General features: G+C 41.2%; 10 protein-coding genes. 5 read left to right on the top strand and 5 right to left on the bottom strand.

Annotated features, from left to right (window positions below):
• Positions 1–15: 15 nt before the first annotated feature.
• From IAQ59_RS05550 to IAQ59_RS05540, 3 genes are all read right to left on the bottom strand, one after another.
• Positions 16–273: a hypothetical protein gene (locus IAQ59_RS05550; protein ID WP_209329781.1), complete on the bottom strand. Its 258-nt coding sequence runs from the start codon at positions 271–273 to the stop codon at positions 16–18.
• Positions 274–398: 125 nt separating this feature from the next.
• On the bottom strand, positions 399–1,070 hold the full coding sequence (locus tag IAQ59_RS05545; RefSeq protein ID WP_209329780.1) for a DUF4386 domain-containing protein: 672 nt from the start codon (positions 1,068–1,070) through the stop codon (positions 399–401).
• Positions 1,071–1,093: 23 nt separating this feature from the next.
• Positions 1,094–1,960 carry an alpha/beta fold hydrolase gene (locus IAQ59_RS05540; RefSeq protein ID WP_209329779.1) on the bottom strand — a complete coding sequence of 289 codons (867 nt, stop codon included), beginning with the start codon at positions 1,958–1,960 and terminating at the stop codon, positions 1,094–1,096.
• Positions 1,961–2,098: 138 nt separating this feature from the next.
• Here IAQ59_RS05540 and IAQ59_RS05535 point away from each other — a divergent pair, with 138 nt between their 5' ends.
• A complete protein-coding gene (locus tag IAQ59_RS05535; RefSeq protein ID WP_209329778.1) occupies positions 2,099–2,725 on the top strand; it encodes a TetR/AcrR family transcriptional regulator in 627 nt (208 codons plus the stop codon).
• 133 nt (positions 2,726–2,858) lie between these two features.
• Here IAQ59_RS05535 and IAQ59_RS05530 read toward each other — a convergent pair whose 3' ends face one another.
• Positions 2,859–3,092 (bottom strand): hypothetical protein, encoded by a 234-nt coding sequence (locus tag IAQ59_RS05530; RefSeq protein WP_209329777.1) that lies wholly within the window; start codon positions 3,090–3,092, stop codon positions 2,859–2,861.
• On the opposite strand from IAQ59_RS05530, the gene IAQ59_RS22735 reads away from it, so the two are divergent.
• On the top strand, positions 2,981–3,241 hold the full coding sequence (locus IAQ59_RS22735; RefSeq protein WP_209329809.1) for a LytTR family transcriptional regulator DNA-binding domain-containing protein: 261 nt from the start codon (positions 2,981–2,983) through the stop codon (positions 3,239–3,241). The genes IAQ59_RS05530 and IAQ59_RS22735 overlap by 112 nt on opposite strands.
• A gap of 168 nt (positions 3,242–3,409) precedes the next feature.
• Here the strand turns inward: IAQ59_RS22735 and IAQ59_RS05520 are convergent, their stop codons facing one another.
• On the bottom strand, positions 3,410–5,452 hold the full coding sequence (locus IAQ59_RS05520; RefSeq protein ID WP_209329776.1) for a helix-turn-helix domain-containing protein: 2,043 nt from the start codon (positions 5,450–5,452) through the stop codon (positions 3,410–3,412).
• Between the two features lie 233 nt (positions 5,453–5,685).
• Between IAQ59_RS05520 and IAQ59_RS05515 the strand changes: the two genes are divergently transcribed.
• Genes IAQ59_RS05515 through IAQ59_RS05505 form a run of 3 tightly spaced genes read left to right on the top strand, consistent with a single transcriptional unit; the run spans position 5,686 to position 8,085 of the window.
• The gene (locus IAQ59_RS05515) at positions 5,686–6,261 is read left to right on the top strand and encodes an ankyrin repeat domain-containing protein (protein ID WP_245189448.1); all 576 of its coding nucleotides are present in this window, start codon (positions 5,686–5,688) and stop codon (positions 6,259–6,261) included.
• A gap of 24 nt (positions 6,262–6,285) precedes the next feature.
• Complete coding sequence (locus IAQ59_RS05510; protein ID WP_209329775.1) at positions 6,286–7,380, top strand: acyltransferase family protein; 1,095 nt, start codon at positions 6,286–6,288, stop codon at positions 7,378–7,380.
• A gap of 36 nt (positions 7,381–7,416) precedes the next feature.
• The gene (locus tag IAQ59_RS05505; protein WP_209329774.1) at positions 7,417–8,085 is read left to right on the top strand and encodes a DUF4386 domain-containing protein; all 669 of its coding nucleotides are present in this window, start codon (positions 7,417–7,419) and stop codon (positions 8,083–8,085) included.
• Positions 8,086–8,088: the final 3 nt, after the last annotated feature.

Raw genomic sequence — 8,088 nt, 5'->3', positions numbered from 1 at the left:
GTAAATTTACAGTTTTTAAACTATTTTACGTCCGATTAATTTAGGGGCCGGTACAATTTCACCTTGAGTTATTACCGCAATAGAGATAGATGGGATTTTGTATTCCACCATTTTATCGCTTATCGAGCTAAAACTTTCTGGCTCGTCCAAAATCTTTACCTGACCACGAATCTCATTTTCCAGTCTTGTTTTACTTTCATCCAATTCTTGGGGTTTTGAGGTGCAAGAACCTATAAGGACGAGAAAAAAGATTGGAAGGAATAACTTATTCATAGATGACTTCATTGGTTTAATCATATTCATTGTAATTAAATTGTTGCTGGGATTTTTTAATATGCAATGGCCTAAATGGCACTTTTTGTATAGGTTTTGTAGATCGTTTTATTCAAAATCAGTAGTTAGTTGGAATCAGATTCTTTTGCAATGGATTTGCCACCTTTTACAATCAGCCATATGGCAAAGCCAAGCTCACCTATTGCCATGGGAAATGCCAATATCAATTCTACCTTAGCCACGATTTCCAAATTTGTAGGTCCCTCTTTTAAGAAAGGAACAATTACGTATGATGCTCCGGCTAAAAACATAAGATATACTAATAGCTTGTAAATCGCATTTTGAACCATCATTAAGTAGCCGATGAGGATTAAATGAAATCCAAAAATTACCAAGCCCCAATTCCAAATGGTCTCAAATAAGTCGAAATTTTGATGAATCTGGAGATTGGATAACTCATGATTCGCTGCGTTGCCTATTAGAAAATAGATGGCTACTCCAAAAAACAGGGTGTACAGCATTCGGAAAATAGCCGCGATGAAAGAAACTGTTTTATTGACTTCCTCGAAGTAGTGGTAAAGCGTATAGGTTACGAGTAGGTCCAAAAGAACGATTACAAATAGCCCTATTAGCATACTTACATAAAGTGCTTGTCTTGCCTGAATCAGGTGCGTTAAAGATTCTAGGTTACCCGTTTGATTAAATTCAGGAAAGGCATATCCCAGAGAAAAGCCCGCTAAAATGGCCATTACTACGAGTGCCCATCCTGTAATACGTGCAGTTTTTCTTTTGTTCATTATTGCTACTAGTAGATATGTTATTACAATTGGGCTTTTTTCTTGATAATCGTAGCTATTCTTGAATTATCGGTTTTGTTTTGGACATGCTTCGAGTCCTTCAACAATACCGTACTTTCCAGGGAAGGGAAGATTTTCTTCGCGCGTCTGATCATTTTTCGTCCAGGAAATAGAATGTCATTTCCTGCGGCAATCAATGTGATAGGTGTGCGGATCTTCATAGCCTCTTTTGATTTTATAACCGGAACCGGGCTAAAATCCATCGTAAAATGACGAAAGACCAAGGCTAAACTTTGCTTTGCAAAATCATCCTGATCTGTGAAGGCACTGGCCAAAAACTGTTCGAGGTATTTGTCTTTTTGAGTTTTCATAAACCGCTTCATGGGTATAAAAAACCGAAAGAGTGCCTTAATTGGATTTCCATTTACCACAAATGCAGGGGCTGTAAGAAAAACCTCCTTGATTTTCTTTTCATTGTGAATGAGCGTCTTAAGAATGATCAATCCCCCAAATGAAAAACCGGCAAGAATCACATTCTGAATGTTCAGCTCCTTAATTATCTCATTCATCCAAATACCATAAGAATTATCCTGCATACTCAGGCGAGTTTCTGCGCTTTTGTTGGGCTGAGCAAGCACGTCCACAGCAAAAACGGAGAATGAATCGAGCAGATCCCTATAGGTTTCCAAAGCAATCGGTGCACAACCATTCGAACCATGAATCAAAATGATGGGCGGCTTTTCTGGATTCCCAGTTACGATGATGTTGGTCTTTCCAAAACTCGTATTTATCATTCTGACTGAATACGCGACCCCAAGACTTTCCAGTTTTTGGTCGTAGAGCCGAAGTATTTCTTGCTTTCCCTGTTCCGACTTAAATAATGATCCCATTTCTAATCCATTTGGTATGCCCGTGCAAATTTTTATTCAGATAGAGGTTAAGAAAGCCACGCCGCATTGATATAATTCTTAATTTAGGACAAGTTTACTAAAATAATTTGAATTAGGACAGGTTTACTAATTAAAGATTTGGATACGAAAACAAAAATATTAGCCGCAGCAAGATTACTTTTCAATGATTTTGGGTTTAGTAATGTGACAATCAGGATGATAGCGAAGAAGTTGGATATGAGTTCCGGGAACTTGAACTATCATTTCAAAACCAGGGAGGATATCTTAGAAGCCCTGTATTTTGAAATGGTGAAGGAATTTGACAATAGAATAGAGCAGTTGGGTGTGCAGGAAATTACTTTTCAAACCATCAAACAGGATATCCATCAGAGTTTGAAGAGGATGGTTGATTACCGGTTTTTCTGGACTGACCTTTATAATCTACTCAGGCTAAACAAATCCATAAAGGCCCATTTTGAGGCAGTTTACCTGAAGCGATTTGAAGGTTATGAATTTCTTATGAAGTATTTAACAGCCAAAGGCTTATTACGGAATTTTGAATTTTCTTCCGAACGACAATTTCTAATTGAACGGATGATTGGTTTCAGCAATACTTGGCTTTACAATTCCTTTATTTATGAAATTGACATTAACGAAGATTACCTGGATCACCAAACCGATAATTTATTGCTGATGATTTATCCCTATTTGACGGATTTGGGAAAAGCAGAATTCAAGAAAATTAGACCTGACTGCTTCATTTGATTCTTTTTTTTTGAAGCACCGGAGAACTACACCAAGGTATCTCATTCCGGAGGGATGCTGAATCGCGTAGATATAAACCCGACGAGCTTTTGCCTTAAATCAAGCCTATACAATATATCCTTGGTCGCCACAATTAGAAGCCAATCTTAGTCTGGAAGAAATTATCCTTTCGACTTTGTTCGGTTCGAGTGCCCCAAGGGTCCAAAACAATAATTTCAGGGATTTGATCCAACCTGATTTTAAGCTGTCCTTTTCCTGACTTTATTCGCACTTTTTGGGAGAAGACGATTTCTTGATCATTTTCGATGTTTTTGGGATGGGTTAAAAAAGCGGCTAATTCCATCTCCTCATCCATGGATATTTCCAATTCTGAACCACTTTATCCGAATCCATAAATCCTACCTAATCAACCGGCATCAAATTGAGTTTGTAGAAGGAAACCAAGTCAGTATAGCTGGGGTGAAACTGCCTGTTGGTCAGACTTACAAGTCAAACCTGTTGGGTTTTTTGAATTAAGAAGGCAAAAAATTGACTGAAGCAGATCAAAGCAGATCCATATAGGTAATGGAAGCCAAAATTCTCAGACTTCATGGAGGAAATTTTGTTTATCATCGAATTAAACCTTCTGAATTTTCTGTCTGGAAAATGACGTGGGATACTAACCTTGTCCTTGAAAAATCACGCTTACAATTTGATTTTTTCGTGTTGCTCCCAAAATCTAGTCTCTATTTTCTCTATCGCTTTTAGAAATTCCGGTCTATTTTTGATCGGTTCAAAGACTGGCTCGTCTTTCAGGTACAAAAACCAAAACTGATGATTGTCTTCTTCTGCGAAAGCTTCCAGGTGATTCAAGGCCATGTCTTGGTTATTCTCCATAGCAAATTTGGTCGCTAAAGCTAGGTTCCGATAAACCGAATGATCCTGCTCGGCAAAGCCCACAAATTCCTCAAAAAGCCGATTGGCCTCTTCCTTCTTTCCCACTTTTTCATAAACAAGGGCTATTTTGGCATTTTCCAATTGGTAAATATTCAAGCCGCTTGCCTTTCTTGCCTCTACAAATTGACGATAGTAAACAAAGGCGCTGTCGTACTCCTCATCCAGATAAAAGAACTTCCCGATATCCTGTAAAATATCTAATCGAGTAAAATCTTTTTTCCATTCCTGGATGAGGCGCTGAAGCATTTTTTCCTTGTTATTGTCCCGTGCAAAAAGAATGTATGATCTGAGATGCGGAGCATAGTAATTGTTGGGGTCTAAAGCCAAGGATCGGTCGATATATTCTAAAGCTTCATCAATGAAACCTGCTGTAACCAAGGCATTGGAGAGCTGAAGGTAGCTGTAGCTTTGGGCAGTTGAGTCGGTGCTTGCCACTTGTAGCTTTACCCCCCGAAGAGCATATTCAAGGTATTTTTCCGTATCTGGTGCGAGACGGAAATAAAAATCCGCAAGCATTTGTATTACCAAAGCCGAATTTGGATTGTATTCCAGGGCTTTTTCCAAATATGGCCGGGCCAGGGAAAATTCTTCGCTTTGAATGTAATAAAAAGCTTTGGCTGTCAGGCTTTCAGCGGATTTAGAATCGAATAACAGAGCCTTGTCGGCGTAGGAGTTGATTTTTTCGGTAAACTGCTTTTCGGAGCGAAACATCTCCAGCAGATAATAAGAAATAGCTACATGTGCATAGGCAAGAGAAAACTCTGGATCTTCTGCAATTGCCTTTTCGAATAGTGCTATTCCCTTTTGCAACCCTTCATCCGTACGTGAATGGTAGGGTTCCAAAGCCTGCAAATAGTAATCATAAGCTAGTAGAATCTCAGTCGGCCGCTTTTCGATTTGCTCGAGTTCGGTGGGAGTGACAATTACTTTAATAGCATCGGTGATTTGGGTAGCAATCTCATTTTGAATAGAAAAAATATCTGCCAATTGCCGATTGTACTGCTCCGCCCAGATCTGTCGCTCCGTCTCCGCATCGATCAGTTGGATGCTTAGCAAAACTTGCTCACCGACCTTTTGTCCGGTTCCTGACACGAAATAACTTACCCCGAGTTCGGCGGCCATTTCGGAGATACTTTTATTGGGGTTTCGGTACTTTTCTACGGACGAGCGACTGATCACACGGAGATTTTTGATTTTCTGAAGGTTGTTCAGCGTAGACTCCATCAGTCCATTGACAAAGTAGATATTGCTCGAATCGGCACTTTCATTTTTGAAGGGCAGTACGGCGATGGATTTTTCTTCCTCCGAAAGCTCGGAAGATGTTTTGGGCCAAAAGAAATATCCGATCGCGACCACCACTAAAACACACAGAAGGCCAAAAATCCATGTTTTGGAATTTCGGTCTTGTTTTGATTGAACAACAGTTTTTGACTCTTCAGGTGGGGTCTCTTTTTTTTGTTTTCCGACTTCACCGGGAGGAAAGCCGTATTGCTCCCGGAAGCATTTGATAAAATAGGATGCGCTCCCAAAACCTACCTGATACGAAACATCCGAAACGGTCATATTACCTTCTTTCAGCAAATCTATTGCGATTTCCAAGCGGATTTTTCTGATAAAAAGGCTTGCTGAAAGACCTGTTGCTGCCTGTACTTTTCGAAGTAGATTTGACCGACTCATATTCATCGCCTTTGCGAGTTCAGATACCCCAAACTGCTCATCAGCTGCCCGCTCTACGACGAGAGCGGTAGCCTGAGAAAGGAAGTCTTCACTATGTTTTTGACCTTCTGCCATGCTAAAAATCAATTTTCAAGGTAGAGAAATTTATTCAAAGACACCCTGACTTTTTCCAAAAATTCTCCTGCAAATGGGAGGCTTCTGCTTCATAGTTTATAGGCTTGCGTCATAATTCTTATCCTTGAGCGATACTTTATGCTTTTGGCAACCTGTCTTTTACATCTACCCCTGAGCTTTGCCCCAACTTTGTAGCGAACAAAAGTCAAAAAGTATTCAATCAAAAAAACACCATGATGAAAATCTCAAAAAACAACACACTCAAAATTATTGCAAGCCTTTTATTAGCAGTAGTTCTTTTGCCCGGATGTAATAAAGCGCAGGACCGTACTGGCCCAAGCCAGCAAATTGAAGCCCCTGAACTTGACATTCACACTGCAGTAATGACCAATAATCTTGCGATAATCAAGCAACACATTGCAGCAGGTTCGGACATTGATGCCAAGGAACCCTTCAGTGGATCCACTCCTCTGATTACAGCCATCACCTTTGACAAGCGGAAAATCGCCCAAGTGCTGGTAGACGCTGGGGCTGACTTGACTATCGCCAATAATGATGGGACGACTCCTTTGCATGCAGCAGCCTTTTTTGGCCGTGTAGAAATCGTCGAAATCCTCCTCGATGTGGAAGCAGATAAAAAACTGAGAAACAACTTTGGTTTTACACCACGTGAGACCGTCATGGGACCATTTGCCGAAGTCAAGCCAATCTATGAAATGATGCAGCAGCAACTTGGATCAATGGGGCTTCAATTGGACATGGAGCAGCTGGAGAAGACCCGTCCGGTCATCGCCATGATGCTGCAGTAAGTCGGATAATTAATTCATTGGATCATGACTACTCAAAGAAGATACGACATCGATTGGCTGCGGGTGATTGCGATCGCCCTGCTGCTGATCTATCACATTGCGATAGTATTCCAACCCTGGGCTATGTTTCTGGGTTTTATCAAAAGCGATGAGCTCATGGAAGGGCTATGGAAGCCCATGACCTTATTGAATGTTTGGCGAATTCCATTTCTATTCTTCGTCTCAGGAATGGGCGTGTATTTTGCTATCCGCAAGCGGAATTGGAAGGAACTCCTCATGGAGCGAAGCAGGCGAATCCTGCTTCCCTTTCTTTTTGGAGTGGTGGCGATTGTACCACTTCATTTCCTGCTTTTCCAGGCATACTACAATTTACCGCTCGGCTATTCGCCACATCCCGCCCACTTGTGGTTTCTCGGTAACATCTTCGCTTACGTGTTGATTTTGGCTCCGATTTTCTTCATATTGAAAAAGTCAGAAAATGGAGGATTTAAGAAAAGACTTGCAGCCTGGATGAGCAATCCGTTGGGACCACTTTCGCTTTCTTTACTTTTTGTCTTGGAAGTTATTTTGGTCAAGCCACAGGTCTTTGAAATGTATGCTTTGACTTGGCATGGGTTCTTTATTGGGATTTTGGCCTTTTTCTGTGGTTTTCTTTTGGTGTACAGCGGGGAATCATTTTGGAAGACAATTTTAAAATGGCGCTGGGCTTACCTAGGGCTAGCTCTCGGCATGTACTTGATGCGATGGTTTGCCTTTGATTTGGTCGCGCCAGGTTATTTGATGGCGGTGGAATCAGTCACCTGGATTTTGGCTATTTTCGGTTTTGGCTACAAATACCTCAACAAACCCAGTGCTACTTTGACCTATCTGAGTCAGGCGGCTTACCCAGTTTATATCTTGCATATGGTGGCTTTGCACACGGCTGCGTGGGTGATTTTGCCACTGAATTGGCCGGTTTTCGTTAAATTTCTCGCCACTATTGGGTTTACAGGATTGTTTTGTTTTGTTATTTTCGAATTCCTGATCCGACGAATACTTTTCCTAAGATCGCTGTTCGGACTTTCTTGGGATTTCAAAACTTCCAAAATCAAACCTATTTCCGTTCTATCCCTCGATTGAAATATCCTGGGGAAGCCATTTTATTTTAACAGCACTATGAATTCTTCCAAACGAAAGTATGCCCTTCTGGCCGGAATATCCCTGATTTTGATGGCAGTTTTGGCCGGATATGCCTATGGCTTTGTTTATGGTTCCTTGGTTTTTCCGGAGGAAAGCCAAAAAACCCTTGATGCTATCCAATCTTCAATCGGAACTTTTCAGTTGGGCATTGCTGCTTGGATTGGGATTTTGATCCTGGATATTTTGGCCGCATGGGCCTTGCATATTTTTTTAAAAGAGGTTCAGCCCCGTCTTTCTCTGATTACCGCTACCATCCGAATTTTCTATGCAACAGTGCTTGGATTGGCGATTTATCATCAAATTGCCGTTCTTTCGATGCTGGACGGTGAGGGAGCGGCAAGTCAAGTAATGCAGAAGTTGAAGGCCTTTGAAAGCATCTGGTCGCTTGGATTGATCGCGTTCGGATTGCATCTCATTGGATTGGGTGTGCTCTTTTGGAAAGCCGGATTTGTCCCTAACTTCTGGGGAGGACTTTTGATTTTCGCAGGCATTTGCTACTCAGGTATCCATCTGGCGAAAGCTCTTTTTCCGGAACAAATCAATCAAATCGTCCAAGTTGAAAAGATTCTGTCGTTTCCGATGGCTTTGGCTGAAATCGGATTGGCGGTTTGGCTCTTTTGGAAAGGTGGAAGAACTTCACACTAATCC

Origin of the sequence: Lunatimonas salinarum (assembly GCF_017811155.1) — a bacterium.
GTDB classification, from domain to species: Bacteria; Bacteroidota; Bacteroidia; order Cytophagales; family Cyclobacteriaceae; genus Lunatimonas; species Lunatimonas salinarum.
The sequence above is the reverse complement of the archived record's forward strand: the minus strand, read 5'-3'. Positions and strand labels throughout refer to the sequence as shown.

What these genes read in the sequence shown, in the direction of transcription:
- IAQ59_RS05505 (WP_209329774.1), top strand. Translation starts at nt 7,417, where the DNA reads ATGAATTCTTCCAAACGAAAGTATGCCCTTCTGGCCGGAATATCCCTG.
- IAQ59_RS05550 (WP_209329781.1), bottom strand. Translation starts at nt 273, where the DNA reads ATGAATAAGTTATTCCTTCCAATCTTTTTTCTCGTCCTTATAGGTTCT.
- IAQ59_RS05515 (WP_245189448.1), top strand. Translation starts at nt 5,686, where the DNA reads ATGATGAAAATCTCAAAAAACAACACACTCAAAATTATTGCAAGCCTT.
- IAQ59_RS05545 (WP_209329780.1), bottom strand. Translation starts at nt 1,070, where the DNA reads ATGAACAAAAGAAAAACTGCACGTATTACAGGATGGGCACTCGTAGTA.
- IAQ59_RS05540 (WP_209329779.1), bottom strand. Translation starts at nt 1,960, where the DNA reads ATGGGATCATTATTTAAGTCGGAACAGGGAAAGCAAGAAATACTTCGG.
- IAQ59_RS05520 (WP_209329776.1), bottom strand. Translation starts at nt 5,452, where the DNA reads ATGGCAGAAGGTCAAAAACATAGTGAAGACTTCCTTTCTCAGGCTACC.
- IAQ59_RS05510 (WP_209329775.1), top strand. Translation starts at nt 6,286, where the DNA reads ATGACTACTCAAAGAAGATACGACATCGATTGGCTGCGGGTGATTGCG.